The organism is Ensifer sp. EB106-05-01-XG146, assembly GCF_058791875.1.
Map to the genome: position 1 here is coordinate 265,769 of NZ_JBYTDX010000002.1, position 16,355 is coordinate 282,123.

Below are 16,355 nucleotides of genomic sequence, written 5' to 3' on the forward strand. Positions count from 1 at the left end.
GTCGGCGCCCTTGCATTAAGGGCGCCGTCGGATTTTCTGGCGGTTACTGGGTCTGGGCGACGAGCGCTGCGGCGAGCAGTGCCACGAACCACATGACCGGTCTTACATCGCCAGCCCGGCCACAGACCAGCTTGATCAGCACATAGGCGATGATCGCGAGCGACAGGCCGAGCGTGATCGAGAAGGTGAGCGGGATCAATACGATCGCAAGGAAGGCCGGGATCGCCTCGTCGAGCGCGCTCCAGCGGATGTTGCTGATAGGCTCGGACATGAAGAGGCCGGTGAGGATCAGCACCGGGGCGGTCGCAACCGCCGGCACCAGAGAAAGCAGCGGCGACAAAAACAGGAAGGGCACGAAGAGCAGACCCGCGACCAGCGCGACGAGACCGGTGCGTCCACCCTGCTGGATGCCGGCGCCGGATTCGAGATAGACGGTCGCCGGGCTGGTGCCGAGCGGTGCGGAAATCAGTGCCGCGATGGCGTCGACATGCATCGATTCCCGGATGTTGCGGGGCATGCCGTTTTCATCCTTGAGGTCTGCCGCTTCCGCAAGGCCAAGGAAGGTCGAGAGCGCCTCGATGAAGTTGGTGAACAGGAAGACAAAGATGAAGGGCAGGTAGATCAGGTTCAGCGCGCCCAGGAGATCGATCTGGCCGACGAAGCTGAAATCCGGTGCAGCGGAGAAACCGCTCCAGTTGACCAGCGTGTGCACATCCGGCGTCTCCGGCCAAAACGCGCTGCCGTCGCCCCACCAGCGACCGATCGGGATCGAGAGAATAGTGGTGAGGATCATGCCGGCCATCATCGCGCCCGGAACCCGCCGCACCACCAGCGCCACCGTGAGCACGAAGCCGGCGATGAAGGTGAGGGTGACCGGGTTGAACTGCGTGAGACCAACGATCGTGTCGGGGTTGGCGACGATGAACTTGGCGTTTTCCAGGCCGATCAGCGCGATGAAGAGGCCGATGCCGCAGGCGATGCCATAGCGCAGATCGACCGGGATCGCCTCGATGATCGTCTGGCGCAGATTGAAGAACGCCATGACGGTAAAGAGCACGCCGGCCCAGAAGACGCAGCCAAGCGCGACCTCGAGCGGCACTTTGGCGCCGACCACCATGGTGTAGGCAAAGAGCGCGTTGATGCCCATGCCCGGCGCCACCAGAATGGGGCTACGCGCATAAAGCCCCATGGCGCAGCTGCCGATGAAGCTGACGAGCACCGTCGCCGTCACGCCGGCCGAAAATGGAATGCCGGCATGCGCCAGGATCGAGGGATTGACGACGATGACGTAGGAGGCGGCGAGGAAGGTGGTGAGGCCTGCGAGGATCTCGGTGCGGACGGTCGAGCCGAGCCGCGAAATCTGGAAGTAGCGGTCGAGCAGCGCTGCGAGCCAGGATGTCTCCGGGCTTGGTGCCGCCTCCACGGACTTGTTCTGATAGTTCATCTTGTTCCCCTTTTTTTGAACGAAGAAGGGGGCCGGCATGACCGGCCCCCTTCCAAGGCATCATTCCGCAGCGACGGCGCGCTCGTCCCCGCCGGCGGGCGAAAACGGCGAGATCACCTTCAGCCCGACGCAGTCGACGACACCGAGATCGGTGATCGCATATTCCGGGATCGCCGTGATCTGCAACACGAACATGTACATGAAGGGCCAGGGCAGCGGGCAGCCGAGCGCGCGGGCCGCGTCGTCGAGCTGGTCTTCCAGCGCTGCCATCTCGGCCGGCTCGATGTCGGAAACGATGCCGCCGATCGGCAGGTGCAGGAAGGCCTCGACCTTGCCGTTCCTGACCACGACCTGGCCACCATGGTTGCCGATCAGGTGGTTGATGGCGATACGCATATCCTCGAGATCGGCGCCGATGCAGATGATGTTGTTGTCATCGGGCGCAGTGGAGCTGGCGATCGCGCCTTGCTTGAGGCCGAAGCCCGACGCAAAGGCGACCGGACGGTTGCTCGTCTTGCCGTAGCGTTCGACGACGGTGACGTATTGCACGTCCCGTGCGGGATCTGCGAGCACCTGGCCGTCCTTGACCGCAAGCGTCACGTCGCGGCGAGTGCGCACGAAGATCTTTTCCGGGGTGACGGCGATCGCCATGGCGTCTGCCGTCTCGCCGGCGCCGTGATAGGCGACCTTGAGATCGCCGGGCTGAAGCGGCGCGACCTTCACCGAGTTCAGAAGTGCGACGCTGCGCTGCGGCGGGATCAGTTCGATCGCCATCTTGCCGTTGCGGGCGACGACTTCACCCTTGGCGACGACGGTTTCGATGGTGAAGTTGCGCAGGTCGTCGACGAGCAGGATGTCGGCCGCGCGGCCGGGCGAGATCGAGCCGACCTTGTCGTCGATGCGGAGCGCATCGGCGCCGTTGATCGTCGCCATCTGGATCGCCGCCATCGGCGAAATGCCCATGGCGATCGCCATGCGCACCATGTTGTCGAGATGGCCGCGCTTGAGGATGTCGCTTGCTACCACGTCATCGGTGCAGAAGCTGATGCGGCGCAGTGCCTTAACGCCCATTTCCGTGACGATACGCAGGTTGTCGGCGAGGAAGTGCGAGATCGAGGATTCCCGTACAACGACATGCATGCCGGCGCGCAGCTTTTCGAGCATTTCTTCCGGCGTGTAGCTCTCGTGGTCGGCGCGAACGCCGGACTGCTGGTAGCCGTTGAGCCGCGCGCCACGGGTCATCGGGCAGCAGCCGAGAACCGGCAGGCGGCTCCTTTCAGCGAGTTCGAGCGCCGCGAGCACGTCGGGGTCTTCCTCCTGGATGAATTCGCGCACGGTCTCCCATATGCCGACGCATTCCGGCCAGTGGTGCGTCGCCTGGTGGTCGGCCGGGCTGAAATAGTGGCCGACGGTCGAGCGCGGCATGGTGTAGGGCGTCTTGCACGGCGCGCCCCAGAAGACCTTGAGTGGCGTCTGTTTTGCCTCGTCGAGGAACTCGCGCGCCGCGGCCGGGCCGCCGACGACGATGATCTGGTCGAGGCCGGTGACGATCGAGGTGGTGCCGAGCGGCACGACGGCCTTGGCAAAGCTCGTCAACGACATCTTCGAGCATTCGACATGCAGATGCCCGTCGATCATGCCGGGTGCCAGGTATTTGCCGGTGGCATCGACGATCCTGGTCTCTGGCCCGATATAGTCGGAGATGTCGCCGACGGCGATGATGCGTTCGCCATAGATCGCGACGTCGGCCTGATAGATCTCTTCCGAAACGACGTTGACCAGGCGACCGCCGCGGATCGCCAACGTTGCCTTGCCGCCGGTGCCCGATGCGGCGCGAATGAATTCTCTGATATCGCTCACTGGAACCTCTTCTCCCTTAGCTCCAGTGAATATTCCCAATTCCCAGTCGTTTACACAATGGGCCGAAATAGGCTATTCTCTGGACATATCGTGCAAGATTTTGGACGAAATATGGATCTCTCGCTCATAGACTGTTTCGTGAAAGTTGCGGATTCCCGCTCGATTTCTGCGGCTTCCAGGCGCTATCGCCTGCCGAAATCAACACTCAGCCACAAGATCCGGCAATTGGAGGATGAGTTCGGCATCGAGCTCTTCGTGCGCGAGGGTCATCAGTTGCATGTGACCGACGCGGGCGCGGAGTTCCTGCGCTACGCCCGGCTCATTCAGTCGAATTGCGACGATGCGGCAACGGCGATGGCGGAGATGCGCCAGGAGGTGGCGGGCACCCTGCGCGTGGGCTCGACCGGCGAGTTCGGCACGACGATCACCTCGGAACTGCTCTATGCCTTTCGCCAGCAATATCCGCAGGTCAATCTCGACGTTGTGTTCCTGTCCTCGCGCCAGCCATTCTCCGACGTCACCGAACAGGCGCTCGACGGTATCTTCCATTGGGGCGAGCCGTCCGATGTCGACTACATCAGCCGCAGACTTTCGGTCTCGTCTTATGGCCTCTTCGCCAGCCCGCACTACATCGCCCGCCATGGCCAGCCGGATAATCCGGATGCGCTTGCCGGCCACCGCGGCCTCGTCTTCCGCCAGCCGACGCGGCTGCAGTCCTGGTATCTGACACAGTCAGGCGAAGACGAGGTGGACCTGCTGCCGACGGCGACCTGCACAACCAACGACTACTGGACGATCAAGTATTTCGCCGTCGCCGGTGAGGGCATCGCCTATCTGCCCGACTTTTTCGTCGAGACCGAGCGGCAAGCCGGCCTGCTGGAGCCGGTGCTATCGGACTGGCGCTCGCCGCAGACGGCGATCAACCTCATCTATTCGCGCCGCCGGCACGTCTCGAAGCGGTTCAAGGCCTTCGTCGACTTCTGCATCGACTTCTACCGCGACCGGGACCGGGTGAAGATCCCGCGCTACTACGTGGAGCGCGTGAGCCTCTAGAGGCGAGGCGAGGCGAGGCGAGGCGAGGCGGGGCAGCGCCATGCAGCGGCGTCTCTAGCCCAGCAACGAAGGCAGCGCGCTGGCGCCGTCGACATTGCCGCCACAAAGCAGGATGACGTTAGTCTGGCCGGCGCACCTCGCCGCGATCTGCCGGAAGCCGGCAAGTGCGAGAGCTGCCGCCCCCTCTACCAGCATATGCTCGTCGAGCAGCAGGTCCCGCATTGCGGCCGCGATCTCTGCTTCCGAACAGGTCACGACCTCATCGAGCACGGCCATCGACAATGGGAGGGTCACGCTGTCTTCGTCGAGACCGCCGGCAACGGCATCGGCGAGCGTTTCGAGGTGTTCGGTTTCGACCACCCGGCCGGCCCTTACCGAGGCCGCAAGCGCTGCCGAATTTGCAGCGGACACACCGATGACGCGAGTATGCGGGCGGAAACTCTTCAGCACCGAGCCGATGCCGCTGATCAGTCCGCCGCCGCCCATGGCGATGAAGACATTGTCAATGCGTTCGGCTTGCTCCAGGAGTTCAAGTGCGATCGTGCCCTGGCCGGCGATGATTTCCGGGTCGTTGTAGGGCGAGACGTAGCCGAGCTTTTCGGTCGCGGCCAGCTGCTGCGCATGCTGTTCGGCAAGCCCGGTTTCGGAACCGTGAAGGACGACCTCGACGCCGTAGGCGCGGATGCGCTCCAGCTTCGCCGGCTTGACAATCTCGGGTAGCACCACCGTCAGCTTCTGGCCGATCGCGCTTGCCGCATGGGCAGCACCGATGCCGTGATTGCCGGAGGAGGCAGTGATCACCTGCTGGTCCCTTGGCAGCGAGGTCATCTTGCTCGCAGCCCCCCGGATCTTGAAGGAGCCGGTCAGCTGGTGGTTTTCCGCCTTTAACAGTACCGTCGAGGCTGTCTGCGGCCCGATCGCGCGCGACGGGATCAGTGGCGTCTCGTAGATGAAGGGGCGGATGCGCTGGCGTGCGCGGACAGCGCGCGCGGCCGTTTCGAAGACGTCTTTGGTCATGCGGTTGTTCCTTGCGAGCGGCCGAGCAAGCCGAGTTCATCGAGCACCGTGCGGGCAATGGCGATGTCCTGCGTCGCGATCCCTGTCAGGTCGGCGATGGTGATGTCGTTGTCCGAATGTCGACCTTCGGCCGCACCGGAGAGGACCGCGCCGAGGGCGACACAGCGTTCCTCCTGGATCACCACGGCCCGAGCCGCTGCAGAAAATTCACCGTGGTCCAGGCATTGCTCGGCGAGATCGACAAAGAGGCGGTCGGCGCGGGCAACGAGGGCAGTTTCGAGCTCCTGCTTGCCGGGTGCGTCCGCGCCCATGGCGGTGATATGGGTGCCAGGCCTGATCCATTCCGATCGGATCAGCGGCTCCTTCGATGGCGTCGTGGTTACGATCGCATCGGACTGGCGGCAGAGCGCTTCGAGATCGGTTGTCGCAGCGATGTGAAGGCCGAGGTCCGCGAGGTCGGCAAGCACGGCGTTCGCCCGTTCCATTGATCGCCCCCAGACCGTGAACCGCAATGGACGATTCGAGAGGGAGGCAAGCGCCCGGATCTGGATGCGCGCCTGCGTGCCGGCGCCGACGATCCCGATCGAGCAGGCGTCCTTGCGCCAGAGCGCCGTGGTCGCGATCGCACCGCCGAGACCGGTGCGAAGATCGGTGAGGAGACCCTTGTCGTCGAGGACGGCCACCACGTCGCCGGTCTCTGCGGAGACCGCAACCATCATGCCGGTGCTCGACGGCAGTCCCTTGGCCGGATTGTCGTAGAAGCCGGAGGCGATCTTCACGACGAAGATCGGATCGCCTTCGATGTAGCCGTATTTGATGTGGCAATCCGCATTCCGACCGGGAAGCGGCAGATAGCCGACCGGCGGCAGATTGGCGCGACCGTCGGTGACGGCGATATAGGCGTCGCGGATGGCCGGTGCCGCGAGCGTCAGCAACGGCAACTCGGCCAGCCTTTCTCGATCGATGACGATCATGGCGCGCTCCCCTGGCTCAGATATTTGTAGACGGTCGCCCGGCCCATGCCGAGGATGCGCGAGATGTAGGAGGCGGCATTCTTGCCGCCGAAGGCGCCATCAGCAGAAAGGGCGATCACCAGCGCCTGCTTGTCGTTGCGGCTCAGGCTCGAGACTGTCAGCCCGCGCGCCACGGTCCATTGCTGGACATATTCGTTGACGCGCTCGTGCCAGTCTTCCTTGAACAGGCTCTCGGGCTTGTCCGCGTCGACGGGAACGCGGACGAGCGCGTTGAGCGTCCTGAGCGCCGCATGAAAGTCGGAGACATCGGCATTGATGCAGAGCACGCCGATCGCCTTGCCGTCCGCGTTTCGCAGCACGGCGCTGATCGCCTTGATCGAGCGTCCGTCCCAATTGACCTTCTCGTAGGGGCCGATGATCGCTTCGCCTTGGCTGAACCCGATTTCGCTCAGCAGCGAAGCTTCGCCGATCTCGCGCTTGGAGAAGTTGCCAGCGATATGGACGACGGTTTCAGTCGCCAGATCGTGCAGCACGACCTCGGCATAGGGCTGGAACAGCAAGGCGATCGCGTCGCAGACCAGGCAATAGGGGCGGAGTTCTGGGGTCACGGCGTTCCTCTTCCTCGATAGCAATCCTTAAATCACGCGTAGACGTAAAAGTCTATATTGGATTTATAGTCTGAATTCCGCTCAAAACGACGACAGCGGCGCGCCGCCCTGGGCTCGCGCGCCGCTGTCCAAGCAGCCGACAGAGAGAGGGATCAGCTAGCTGGTGGCGGTCTTGACGACCTTCGTCCGCCTCCAGCCGGCGACGAGTGGCATCACGGCCATGGCGCCCGCCAGGATCCAGAGAATGATCGAGATCTTGCTCTGGAACAGGATCGAGATATCGCCGCCGCTGATCGCCAGCGCATTGCGCAGGTTCACCTCCATCACATGGCCGAGCACGAAACCGAGGATGATCGGCGCCATGTCGAAGCCGGCCTTTCGAAGCAGCCAGCCGATGATGCCGATGCCGAGCATGAGCAGGATCGAGAAAACCGAGGCGTGGGTGGAATAGACGCCGACAACCGACAGCACGAGGATGCCCGGAACCAGCAGCCAGTTCGGTACCGTCAAGACGCGGGCGAAGATGTTGACGAGCGGCAGGTTGAGGAGAAGCAAGAGCACGTTGCCGATGAAGAGCGATGCGACGAGACCGCCGACCACTTCCGGCCGCTCGGTGATCAGCATCGGGCCCGGCTGGATGTTGTAGAGCATCAATGCGCCGAGCATGACGGCGGTCGTGCCGGAGCCGGGCACGCCGAGCGTCAGCATCGGTACGAAGGCGCCGCAGGCGGTGGCGTTGTTGGCAGCCTCAGGGGCCGTGAGACCTCGTACGTCGCCCTTGCCGAAGGTGCCTTCGCTGTCGGAGATGCGCTTCTCCGTGGTGTAGGAAACGGCGCTCGAAACCGATGCGCCGGTGCCCGGCAACACGCCAACGATGAAGCCGATGACCGAACCACGCAGCGTGGCACCGATCGATTTGCGGATATCGTCGAGGCGGGCGGTCATGCGGCCGAGTTCGCGGATGACCGTGACGCCGCTTGCCTGGTGTTCGAGGATCAGCAGCGCCTCGGATACCGAGAAGAGACCGATGACCAGCACGACGAATTCGATGCCGTCGCCGAGTTCCGGCTCGTTGAAGGTGAAGCGATAGGCGCCGGAGGTGGCGTCGAGCCCGACGGTCGCAAGCATCAGGCCGAGCGTGCAGCCGATCAGCGTCTTTACCGGCTGGCTACCGACCATGGAACCGAGGGTCGCGAAGGCGAACACCATCAGCACGAAGTATTCGGCCGGGCCGAAGCCGATGGCGAGGCCCGCAAGCAGCGGCGCGAACAGCGCCAGCCCGACGGCGCCGAAGACCCCGCCGACGAAGGAGGAGAGGCCGGAGAGCATCAACGCTTCGCCGGCGCGGCCCTGGCGGGCCATCGGGTTGCCGTCGAGCGCCGTCATGACGGCGCCGGCATCGCCCGGCACGTTCAGAAGGATCGAGGAAATGCGGCCGCCATATTCGGCCCCGCAATAGACGGCGGCGAGCAGGATCATCGTGCTTTCGGCCGGCAGGCCCATCGTATAGGCAATCGGGATCAGCAGCGCGATGCCGTTGATCGGCCCGATCGCCGGCAGGGCGCCGACCAAAGTGCCGATGAAGCAGCCTGCAAGACCGATGAGCAGGTTCTGCAGGGTCAGGGCGACGGTAAAACCGTTCCAGAGATAATCGAGATTCATTGAGATCACTCCATAACCGGCGGATCAGCCAAACAGCCGGCCGGCGGGCAGATAGACGTCGAGCAGGTAGGAAAAAACGAACCACCAGAGGGCGGCTTGCCCGACGCCGCCAATCAGCGCGAGACGCAGCGGCGCGCCGAAGATCCAGCCGACGCCGAAGGTCAGCAGGAAGATCGAGGCGGCGAAGCCGGCGGGCTCCAGAAGCAGTGCCGATGCAAGAAGCAGGAGCGGTACTGCAATGATCTTCACGAGAAGCTGCCCCTGCGGAAAGGCTTCGGTCGTTCCGGGGCTTTTCAAGTAGAAGAGGCAAAGCACCGCGAGGGTGATGGCGAGCAGCACCGGCACGACGCGTGGACCGAGCGGGTCCGAGGCGAAGGCATATTCGATCTGGCTGCCGCCGATGCCATAGGCAATCGCCAGCGCGAGCATCAAGAGCCCGCCGACCCTGCCGATGCGGGAGGATGAGGAAGTGGTGTCTGACATGGTTCTGTTCCCGATGTTTACGCCAGGGAACGGGTCTTCAATCCGGCCGGATGAGACGATCGGCAGGGAGCCCGTAAAGTGGTGGCAAACAAGCGGAGCGGGAGACTGTCCCGCTCCACCGTCCGGCTTACATGCCGGCTTCCTTGGCGATGATCTTGAAGCGTGCCACGTCCGCCTTGACCTGCTGGTCGAAGGCGTCGCCCACCTGGGTGTATTCGTAGAGGCCGCGCGCCTCGCGCTCCTTCACGAATTCCGGCGTTGCGGCGAGCTTGGTGAAAGCATCGGCCCACCATTTGTAGTCGGCGTCGGAGACGTCCTTGCCGACGTAGTAGCCGCGCCAGACCGGCCATTCGATGTCGACGCCCTGTTCCCTGGCGGTCGGCACTTCGGCGAGTTCGCCCGGCAGGCGATCGGGCGCCATGACCGCGAGCACGCGGACCTTGCCGGCTGCATGGTGCTTGGACATTTCCGCAGCATCGCCGGCACCGACCTTGACGTGGCCGCCTTCGAGCGCCGTCAGTACTGCGCCGCCGCCTTCAAGCGCGACGTAGCGCATCTGCTTCGGCTCCTGTCCCGCAGCTTTTGCCAAGAGCGAGCCCTTCATCCAGTCCTGCGAGCCGACAGCGCCGCCGCCGGCGACTGAGAAGTCGGTCGGGCTTGCCTTGTAGGCGGCGATCAGCTCGCCGAGGCTCTTGTAGGGGGAATCCGCGGCGACCACGAGCACGCCGTAGTCGGCGCCGAGCGCGCCGAGCCAGCGCACGGCGTTTTCGTCATATTGCCCGAACTTGCCCTGGGCGATCAGGAGCGCCGAGCCGGAGGAAGCAGCGGTGATCAGGTTGCCGTCGGCGCCGCGCTTGCCGATGACATGGTTGTAGGCAACCGCACCGACGCCGCCTTCCATATAGGTAACGGCCATCGGCTTGCCGATGATCTTGGCTTCGAGCAGCGCATTGGCGGCAAGCCGGCAGGTAAGGTCGAAGCCACCGCCAGGCTTGGCGCCGGCCAGGCACTCGGGCTTCGACGGCTCCGCACCGGCGGGCGATGCCACGGCGGCGAAAAAGCCGGCCGCCAGAAGGGTCTTCACAAAGGCTCGGGTCATGGTCTCTCTCCCATCCATGAGTTCTTCTTTCAAAGGCGCTATCGCGCGCCTGCCTCCATCGTGACATCCAGGATCCGGACGGCATCGACCCGCATCGACGGACCGCGTGGCGGCCGCCTGAAAATGCCTCGGCGATGATTGTCCTCCAGACCCTGGCCGCATCTCCCGTTGTCGCGATCAGGCAGTCCTCTTTCCTCCGCGAACCTGTCACCACGCTGTCACGAAAGCGGTCAGATCCGTCGGGTTGATCGGTGAAATCTTCCGTGTCACTGCTTGCCCATGCGCATCTTTCTGGTGGAGGACACGAGGGATGTCGGGGAGGTAATCAGCCGGCGACTGGAAAAGGTCGGGCACACCGTCGATTGGCAGACGGACGGTCAAGCCGCCGCCGACATACTCGAATTTACCGACTATGATCTCGTGATCCTCGACGTCATGTTGCCGGGGCTCGACGGGTTTGAGATCCTGCGCCATCTGCGCGCCCGGAAAAAGACGACGCCGGTGCTGGTGCTGACGGCGCGTTCTGAAATCGAGGACCGGGTCGGCGCGCTGGACCTTGGCGCCGACGACTATCTCGTCAAGCCGTTCGATTTCCGCGAGCTCGAAGCGCGCACGCGCGTGCTCCTGCGCCGCCGCCAGGGCGACCCGACCAACCTCATCGAGTGCGGCGATCTGGTGCTCGACCGCAACAGCCGCTCCGTGCGGGTCGGCAACCGCGAGGTCCAGCTCAAGCGGCGCGAGATCACGCTTCTCGAAGTGCTGGCCGCCCGGCCGGGCCGGGTTTTCAGCAAGGACGAACTGCTCGATCGGCTCTTCGGTTTCGACGAAAACGTCAACCCCAACGCCGTCGAACTCTATGTCGGAAGGCTGCGCAAGAAGATCGAGGGCTCGTCGGTGCGCATCGTCACCATCCGCGGTCTCGGCTATCAACTGGTGGCCGATGAAGCGGCGTGAAACCTCGCTCTTCTGGCGGCTCGTGCTGCGCGTGGCGCTGGTGCTTTGTGGTGGTGCGACGCTGCTTTCCGCCGCCGCCTGGTACTATGCCCGCGCGGCCGCCGACGATGCCTATGACCGGCTGCTCCTCGGGGCGGCGATCCAGATCACCGCGAACATGACTGTGGATGCGGGCAATCTGGGTGTAACGCTTCCGTCGTCGGCCTTCGAGTTGCTTGGCCTTGCCGAGCGCGACCGCATTTTCTATCGCGTGGTTGGCCCCGACGGCCGAACCTTGACCGGCTACGACGATCTCGACATCGGCATAAACGTCACCGCGGCGCGGGCCGGCCCGGTGTTCCTGACGACGGAATATCGCAACGTGCCGGTCCGCGTGGCCGTGGTCTCGCGGGCGCTTTCGGATCCGTCTTTTTCTGGCTGGGCCTATGTGGTCATGGCGCAGACGACCGAAGCGCGGCGCGGGCTTGCCGGGGAATTGACGACCCGCGCAATGATCCTCGTCGGCATCATGAGCCTGCTTGCGCTTGCCGGCACCGTGCTTGCCATCCGCTATTCGCTGCTGCCCGTCGATGCCCTTGCCGCGACGCTGCGTGCCCGCGATCCGCAGGATCTGACCCCCGTCGAGGCCGACATGCCCAGGGAGCTCAAGCCTTTCGTCGGGTCGATCAATCACTTCATGGGCCGCCTCGACGAGCGCGTCACCTTGCTTCAGCGCTTCATCGCCGATGCGGCGCATCAGATACGCACGCCGCTGACGGCCCTTTCGGCACAGGTCGACATGCTCGAAGACGACGACCTCGACGTCAACCGCAAGCGGCATCTCGGGCGCGTGCGGGACCGCGTCAGCCAGCTGGCGCGCCTCACTAACCAGTTGCTCAGCCATGCCATGGTCATCCACCGGTCCGATTCCGTGCGCTTCAAGCCCGTCGACCTTGGCGATATCGCCCGGAAGGCTTTCCGCTCGACGGTGCCGATTACAGTCGACCCGGACGTCGTCGTTTCCTTCGAGGACAGTGCCGAGCCGGTCTTCGTGCGCGGCGATGCGGTGAGCCTGCGTGAGGCGATAGCCAATATCATCGACAACGCGCTGCAGCATGGTGTCGAGCAACGGCTGGCCGTGCGCGTGAGGCGCGAGGATGACCGGGCCCTGGTGGAGGTCGCCGACGACGGTCCCGGCATTCCGCCAGCAGAATGGGCGGCGGTCACGACGCGGTTCGTCAGTTCCAAGACGGGAGAGGGAAGCATGGGGCTCGGCTTTGCAATCGCGGCGGAGGTGGCGCTGGCGCATCGCGGCACAGTTCGGTTTCTGGAGAAAGGCGCGCGCGACTTCACCGTCATTCTCGATGTTCCCCTTTATCGGGAGGGAACATGAGGATGTGGCGGCAACTTCGACCGATCGCACTTGTTGCGGTCCTTGGCTTTGCCAGCCCGGCCGGCGCGGTCGAGGGCACGCGGGCGTTCTTTCCGGCGCTCGAAGCCGAGCGCGGCCGGCTTGTCATCAACGGCGCGACCGACATCGAGGCGATGGAGCCGCTGATCCGCGATTTTCAGGAGACGGCGCGCGATGTCGCCATCGATTATACGGACTACGTGACCAACGATCTCTATCGGGACGCCGACATCGCCTGCCGATTGAAGCAGCCTTTCGGTGATCTCCTGCTGTCTTCGTCCGTCGATCAGTTGGTGAAGCTTGCAAACGACGGCTGTGCGCTCGCGCATGTCTCGCCGGAAACCCGCGACGTGCCGGCCTGGGCGAACTGGCGTGACGAGGTCTTCGGCTTTACCTTCGAGCCCTCCGTAATGGTCTACCACAAGGATTTCGTGCCGCCGGAGGATGTGCCGCACACCCATGGAGAGCTCACCGACCTGCTGCGCTTCAAGCCGGATTATTATCGCGGCCGCATCGGCACCTACGACCTGCGCCAGTCCGGTATCGGCTATCTGCTCGCCTTCCTCGATGCCCAGCAGGCCTCGACGACCTACGGCCGCCTGCTCGAAAGCCTCAGCCGCGCCGAAGCCGTGCTGCGCTGCTGCAACAATGCGGTGTTGTCTGAACTCGACAGCGGTAACGTCTATATCGGCTACAACATCCTCGGCTCCTACGCCTATGCCGCGGCGCGACGTAACGGCAAGCTCAGGATCGTGCTGCCGCGCGACTACACGCTGATCCTCAGCCGCGGCGCCCTGGTTCCGACGGGCGCCAAGCACCCCGAGCTCGCCGGTCGCTTCCTCGATTATCTGCTGTCCGAACGAGGACAGGACGTGGCACGGGAGAAAGCGTTTTTCTTCTCGCGGAGCGGCGCACTGCCGGCCGAGGTCGACGGACCCGAAAAACTGGTGGAGTCCGGGATCGGCCGGCCGATCCGGATCGGCCCGGCCTTGCTTGCCGCGCAGGACCGGCTGCAGCGCTCCCGGTTCATTGACGACTGGACCAAGCTGATCGTCGATACCCCGGTTCGGCTGCGCCCGAATTGAAGGGCGCTGCCTGCGGTCAAAGCAGGCGCCGGGATCGCGCGCGGCCTATCGCTCGCCCTTGCGCCAGGCGCACAATGCGTGGTCGAGCGACAGCCTGCCGGGACCGGAGGCCATCAGCGCGAGCGCCATGGCAGCCCAGGTGATGTGGATCGGCCAGCCGTCCGGTACGGTCAGCTGCACAACAATCGTCATGACCAGCAGCCCGAGGGCGGCAAAACGCGTTCCCAGGCCGAAGACAAGCAATATGGGAAGAATGATTTCCGCCGAACCGGCGGCAAAGGCCGTCAAGGCGGGCGCCGGATAGGGATAGGGGCCGCCGGGTAGATGCAGCCGGAATTCCGAGCTGAACAGCAGGACCGCCACGTCGTTCAATTGCAGGAACCCGTCCCACTTGCTCATGCCTGACCGAAAGAAGGGAACGGCAAGGCCGAAGCGCAGGACAAGCTGGGAGAGCCAGAGCGGCGCGAGCGCGCCGACGGCTCGGTTCGCCCGCTGGGTCCATTGCGACAGATCGGCTGTATGGCCGTTTTGCGAAAATCTGGATGCGGACATCATGGTTTCATCCTCCGTGATGAGTTGCCGTAAAGGCCCCCGCTTCGAGCGCGGTGGCGATTGCGGCTGCGAGATCAAGCGTGGGGCATTGCGTGGCAGCATCCGCGGCAGCCGCGGCGAGGGGGATGCCTGCCAGCAGCCGCGAAAGCAGAAGATCGGCGCCGGGCGCGAGACGGCGAACGATGACCTCCAGGTCGGGGCGGGTGATCAGCGCGCTCTCCGCATCAGCCGTTTCGACACGCCCCACCGGCCCGCTCTCGCGATTGACGGCAAAGATCGTGACGGCCGGATAATCGGAACGGACAAGCCTGGTCGCCGGATGCGGATCGAAGACGACGCCGCCGAGCTGCTCGGGCGCAATCAGGGAAAGTGCAGAAGGCGGAAGCGCCGGGGCGTCGGCGGCGTGATAGGCGTCGAGCCAGGCCCGTTCGATCCTTGCTACATCGGCAAGCCATGGCATGGATTGGGCATACTCGTAGCGGGCAATGAAACCTGGAAAGTCGCGGCCATATTCGAAGAGCAGCGGCGAGACTGGCGGTGTTTCGCGCACGTGAAAGCGGGCCATGGCGCGAAAGAAGGCCTCGCCGGTAATGCGCTCAGTCGCCGGGAAGGTCGCCGCCAGCGCTTCGATCAGGCTGACGGTGACGTTGTTGCGGTAGACGTTGAAGCGCTTCACCGCCGCCTTGCCGTTCGGGCCGGCGACCAGAGCCGGCGTCGGCCGGTCAGGTGCGAGCAGCGGCGGCACGAAACCGGCGGCATAATTGCCGATGCGGTTGAGAGGCATGGGGAGCAACCCGTCAGGCGCGGACACGGATCTTCTCCCGCGATATCCGCTGCCCGTAGGCATCGAGGATCGTCTGCGCCGCCGTGGCCTCGCGTTTCAAGACCGGCCAGTCCGGAATGGCGCCGTCCCACTCGATCAGCGTCGGGATGGCGCCGACGCGGGCGATGACGATGTCGTAGAGTTTCCAGACGGCGTCGGCAACCGGCCCGTCATGGCTGTCGATCAGGAGCAGGTCGCCCTCGTCGTCTTGCTGCTCCGCATGCCCGGCAAGGTGAATTTCTCCGACATGTTCAAGTGGGAAGTCATCGAGATAGGCAAGCGCCGAATAGCCCTGGTTGGTGGCGGAAACGAAGACATTGTTGATGTCGAGCAGCAGCCCGCAGCCGGTGCGCTTCACCAGTTCTCGGATGAATACCGTTTCGCTCATCGTCGAATCCTGGAAGGTGACGTAGGTCGACGGGTTTTCGAGCAGCAGCCGGCGGCCGATCGCGTCCTGGACCTCGTCGATATGATCGGATACGCGGGCAACGGTCGCCTCGGTGTAGGGCAGCGGCAAGAGATCGTTGTAGAAGGTGGTCTCGTGGGTCGACCAGGCGAGATGCTCGGAGACGAGGGCCGGTTCATAGCGGTCGACCAGTGCCTTGAACCGCCCCAAGTGCGCCTTGTCGAGCGGCTGTGGGCCGCCGATCGACATGCAGACACCATGCAGAGACACCGGAAAATCCTGGCGAATGCGGGCGAGAGCCGCATGCGGCGGTCCGCCGGCACCCATGTAGTTCTCCGCATGAATTTCGAAGAAGCCGCCGCAGGCATCATCGGCAAGGATCGCCTGGAGGTGCTGATGCTTGAAGCTCGTTCCGGCGAGCCCGGCGATTTCGTGTTTCGGCAGGTGAGGACCTACCGGGGCAAGTCTGCTGCCGTCGTCCGTTGATGTGCGCATTGCCAATCCCGTCATAATCCTGAGACCCTGGATGGCGGGTGGGAACGTCCCTGGACCGCTACCCCTTGAAAACCGAGGCGGAACGGGACGCGATCGCCCCGCGTCCCGTTCCTGAATTGCGATCGATCAGGACGGCATGTCGCGCGAAAGCGCCTCGGGCGAACCCATGCGGCCGTCGGGCAGCTTCATCGTCGTGCAGGTGCCGCCGTCGACGAATTTCCAGGCATTGCCCTGATAGTCGACGGTGGATGTTGCCTGGCACGTCGTGCCCGGGCCGGCGGCGCAATCGTTCTGGCCCTTGAGCGCGACGCCGAAGCATTTCTCCTTGCCGGCATCCATGGCGGACTTGACCTGCGCTTCAGTCAGTGGGCTCGCAACGGCGAGCGACGACAGGGCGGCGGCGACCGCGCTTGCCAGCATTGCGCTGCTGATCGTGGACTTCATGGACAT

16 protein-coding genes are annotated in these 16,355 nt (G+C 64.2%); 4 read left to right on the plus strand and 12 right to left on the minus strand.

Annotated elements, in window-relative coordinates; translation table 11 throughout:
• Nucleotides 1–43: 43 nt before the first annotated feature.
• Both AC3WVQ_RS21415 and AC3WVQ_RS21420 read right to left on the minus strand, forming a co-directional pair.
• Nucleotides 44–1,444 carry an NCS2 family permease gene (locus AC3WVQ_RS21415; protein WP_060520030.1) on the minus strand — a complete coding sequence of 467 codons (1,401 nt, stop codon included), beginning with the start codon at nucleotides 1,442–1,444 and terminating at the stop codon, nucleotides 44–46.
• Nucleotides 1,445–1,504: 60 nt separating this feature from the next.
• A complete protein-coding gene (locus AC3WVQ_RS21420; RefSeq protein WP_440657415.1) occupies nucleotides 1,505–3,304 on the minus strand; it encodes an adenine deaminase in 1,800 nt (599 codons plus the stop codon).
• 111 nt (nucleotides 3,305–3,415) lie between these two features.
• On the opposite strand from AC3WVQ_RS21420, the gene AC3WVQ_RS21425 reads away from it, so the two are divergent.
• Nucleotides 3,416–4,357 (plus strand): LysR family transcriptional regulator, encoded by a 942-nt coding sequence (locus AC3WVQ_RS21425; protein ID WP_090299107.1) that lies wholly within the window; start codon nucleotides 3,416–3,418, stop codon nucleotides 4,355–4,357.
• A 54-nt stretch (nucleotides 4,358–4,411) separates the two neighbouring features.
• On the opposite strand, the gene AC3WVQ_RS21430 is transcribed toward AC3WVQ_RS21425, so the two are convergent.
• The 6 genes from AC3WVQ_RS21430 to AC3WVQ_RS21455 all read right to left on the minus strand — a co-directional run bounded on the left by AC3WVQ_RS21430 (nucleotide 4,412) and on the right by AC3WVQ_RS21455 (nucleotide 10,200).
• Nucleotides 4,412–5,374, minus strand: coding sequence for a pyridoxal-phosphate dependent enzyme (locus tag AC3WVQ_RS21430; RefSeq protein ID WP_440657414.1), 963 nt, complete (start codon nucleotides 5,372–5,374; stop codon nucleotides 4,412–4,414).
• Nucleotides 5,371–6,348 (minus strand): ornithine cyclodeaminase family protein, encoded by a 978-nt coding sequence (locus AC3WVQ_RS21435; protein WP_440657413.1) that lies wholly within the window; start codon nucleotides 6,346–6,348, stop codon nucleotides 5,371–5,373. The genes AC3WVQ_RS21430 and AC3WVQ_RS21435 overlap by 4 nt, the downstream gene beginning before the upstream one ends.
• Entirely contained in the window at nucleotides 6,345–6,956 is a 612-nt protein-coding gene (locus AC3WVQ_RS21440) for a helix-turn-helix transcriptional regulator (RefSeq protein ID WP_083523682.1), read from the minus strand. The genes AC3WVQ_RS21435 and AC3WVQ_RS21440 overlap by 4 nt, the downstream gene beginning before the upstream one ends.
• Nucleotides 6,957–7,112: 156 nt before the next feature.
• The gene (locus AC3WVQ_RS21445) at nucleotides 7,113–8,618 is read right to left on the minus strand and encodes a tripartite tricarboxylate transporter permease (RefSeq protein WP_060529152.1); all 1,506 of its coding nucleotides are present in this window, start codon (nucleotides 8,616–8,618) and stop codon (nucleotides 7,113–7,115) included.
• A gap of 24 nt (nucleotides 8,619–8,642) precedes the next feature.
• Nucleotides 8,643–9,101 carry a tripartite tricarboxylate transporter TctB family protein gene (locus AC3WVQ_RS21450; RefSeq protein ID WP_060519980.1) on the minus strand — a complete coding sequence of 153 codons (459 nt, stop codon included), beginning with the start codon at nucleotides 9,099–9,101 and terminating at the stop codon, nucleotides 8,643–8,645.
• Between the two features lie 127 nt (nucleotides 9,102–9,228).
• Nucleotides 9,229–10,200, minus strand: a complete 972-nt coding sequence (locus AC3WVQ_RS21455; protein WP_060585733.1) for a Bug family tripartite tricarboxylate transporter substrate binding protein — start codon at nucleotides 10,198–10,200, stop codon at nucleotides 9,229–9,231.
• A 279-nt stretch (nucleotides 10,201–10,479) separates the two neighbouring features.
• Here AC3WVQ_RS21455 and AC3WVQ_RS21460 point away from each other — a divergent pair, with 279 nt between their 5' ends.
• The 3 genes from AC3WVQ_RS21460 to AC3WVQ_RS21470 are packed head-to-tail and all read left to right on the plus strand — an operon-like array spanning nucleotide 10,480 to nucleotide 13,629.
• Nucleotides 10,480–11,154 carry a response regulator transcription factor gene (locus AC3WVQ_RS21460; RefSeq protein WP_268087897.1) on the plus strand — a complete coding sequence of 225 codons (675 nt, stop codon included), beginning with the start codon at nucleotides 10,480–10,482 and terminating at the stop codon, nucleotides 11,152–11,154.
• Entirely contained in the window at nucleotides 11,141–12,526 is a 1,386-nt protein-coding gene (locus tag AC3WVQ_RS21465; RefSeq protein WP_090299122.1) for a sensor histidine kinase, read from the plus strand. The genes AC3WVQ_RS21460 and AC3WVQ_RS21465 overlap by 14 nt, the downstream gene beginning before the upstream one ends.
• A 2-nt stretch (nucleotides 12,527–12,528) precedes the next feature.
• Nucleotides 12,529–13,629: an ABC transporter substrate-binding protein gene (locus AC3WVQ_RS21470; RefSeq protein ID WP_113504345.1), complete on the plus strand. Its 1,101-nt coding sequence runs from the start codon at nucleotides 12,529–12,531 to the stop codon at nucleotides 13,627–13,629.
• A gap of 45 nt (nucleotides 13,630–13,674) precedes the next feature.
• On the opposite strand, the gene AC3WVQ_RS21475 is transcribed toward AC3WVQ_RS21470, so the two are convergent.
• From AC3WVQ_RS21475 to AC3WVQ_RS21490, 4 genes are all read right to left on the minus strand, one after another.
• Complete coding sequence (locus AC3WVQ_RS21475) at nucleotides 13,675–14,184, minus strand: DoxX family protein (protein ID WP_060643983.1); 510 nt, start codon at nucleotides 14,182–14,184, stop codon at nucleotides 13,675–13,677.
• A gap of 4 nt (nucleotides 14,185–14,188) precedes the next feature.
• Nucleotides 14,189–14,965 (minus strand): HvfC/BufC N-terminal domain-containing protein, encoded by a 777-nt coding sequence (locus tag AC3WVQ_RS21480; protein WP_060643982.1) that lies wholly within the window; start codon nucleotides 14,963–14,965, stop codon nucleotides 14,189–14,191.
• A gap of 13 nt (nucleotides 14,966–14,978) precedes the next feature.
• Nucleotides 14,979–15,905 carry an MNIO family bufferin maturase gene (gene bufB / locus AC3WVQ_RS21485; RefSeq protein WP_090427667.1) on the minus strand — a complete coding sequence of 309 codons (927 nt, stop codon included), beginning with the start codon at nucleotides 15,903–15,905 and terminating at the stop codon, nucleotides 14,979–14,981.
• A gap of 126 nt (nucleotides 15,906–16,031) precedes the next feature.
• A complete protein-coding gene (locus AC3WVQ_RS21490; RefSeq protein WP_034790329.1) occupies nucleotides 16,032–16,355 on the minus strand; it encodes a BufA1 family periplasmic bufferin-type metallophore in 324 nt (107 codons plus the stop codon).